General features: G+C 68.3%; 2 protein-coding genes. One reads left to right on the forward strand and one right to left on the reverse strand.

What is annotated here, in order from left to right:
- Positions 1-690 (reverse strand): cobyrinic acid a,c-diamide synthase CobB (locus VW23_RS21870; RefSeq protein WP_141728445.1); only part of this gene is annotated, 690 nt, incomplete at its 3' end.
- 128 nt (positions 691-818) lie between these two features.
- Between VW23_RS21870 and VW23_RS21875 the strand changes: the two genes are divergently transcribed.
- Positions 819-1,370, forward strand: a 552-nt coding sequence (locus VW23_RS21875) for a precorrin-6A/cobalt-precorrin-6A reductase (RefSeq protein ID WP_069911616.1), incomplete at its 3' end; no start/stop codon positions are given.

Consider the following 1,370-nt stretch of genomic DNA (forward strand, 5'->3'; position numbering starts at 1 on the left):
CCTCAAGGGGGAGGGGAGCGGCGCGCTCAGCGCAAGAAGGTGATTCAGGTCGACATAGTCCTCCATCGCTTCGGCTGCGGTGGTGACGACCTTGTCGAAACCGGCGATCTCCTCGGGGAGGACGAGGCCGAGGTGGCGGTCGGGGAGTGCAAGGGCTTCGCGCCTGGGGATGACGCCGAGCAGCGGGATATCGACAGCGGCCAGGGCAGCACGGAGCATGGCTTCGTGGCGGGTCGAGGCAGCGCGGTTGACGATCAGGCCGGCGACTTTCACCTCTCGGCGCCAGGTGGAAAAACCGTGGGCGAGCGCGGCGATCGACTGCGACTGGCGCTCGGCATCGAGCACGAGGATCACCGGCAGGCCGAGGGTGGCGGCGAGGTCGGCGGTGGAGCCGCGCCCGTCGGCGGCGCCGTCGAACAGGCCCATGACACCTTCGACGAGCAGCAGGTCGGCGGTTGCGGCGTGGCGCGCGGCAAGGCTCTGCAGGCGGCCCGGGGACATGGCCCATGGGTCGAGGTTGATGGCCACACGGCCGGCAGCGCGTGCGAGGATGGTGGTGTCGATATAGTCGGGACCGGTCTTGGCCGGTGCTACGCTCAAGCCGCGGCGGGTCAGTGCGGCGAGGAGGCCGAGGGTGAGCGTGGTCTTGCCCGAGCCGGAGCGGGGCGCGGCGACGACCAGGCCGTTCATTCTGCGACCCGAAGATTATGCTGCAAAATCTTGAGGCTAGCGGTTAAGATGGGGTTATCGCAACCGGACCGGGGGGTACGGGCGGCGCTGCGGCCCAGCTGGGCGCCGGACTTGGGGAATACAAATCGATGAAGATCCTGATCCTCGGCGGGACCGAAGAGGCGCGGCAGCTTGCCGCGCAATTGACCAAGATGGGCCATGCCGTGACCACTTCGCTGGCGGGGCGGACCAGCGATCCGCTGCTGCCGGCCGGCGAGCTGCGCGTCGGCGGATTCGGTGGCGGCGACGGGATGGGCAATTACATCATTACCGAGCGCTTCGACCGGCTCGTCGACGCCACGCATCCCTATGCGGAAGAGATCAAGCGCAACGCCGTGCGGGCAGCGGAACTGGCCGAGATGCGGCTGGTGCGGCTGACCCGGCCGGCCTGGAGCGAGCCGCAATATGCGTTCTGGAAGCATGTCGCCAATGCCGAGGAGGCGGCCGCCAGCCTGCCCAAGGGGGCGCGGGCGCTGCTGACGGTCGGGCACACACAGCTCGACGCCTATCTGAAGCGCACCGATTGCAGCTTCGTGGTGCGCTCGATCGAGCCGCCGGAAAGGGAGCTGCCGGTCAATGCCACCGCGCTGTTGGCGCGCCCGCCGTTCTTCTTCAACGGCGAGTTCCAGATGATGCAGGAC

The sequence above is a fragment of the Devosia insulae DS-56 genome, from assembly GCF_000970465.2.
Lineage (GTDB): Bacteria > Pseudomonadota > Alphaproteobacteria > Rhizobiales > Devosiaceae > Devosia_A > Devosia_A insulae.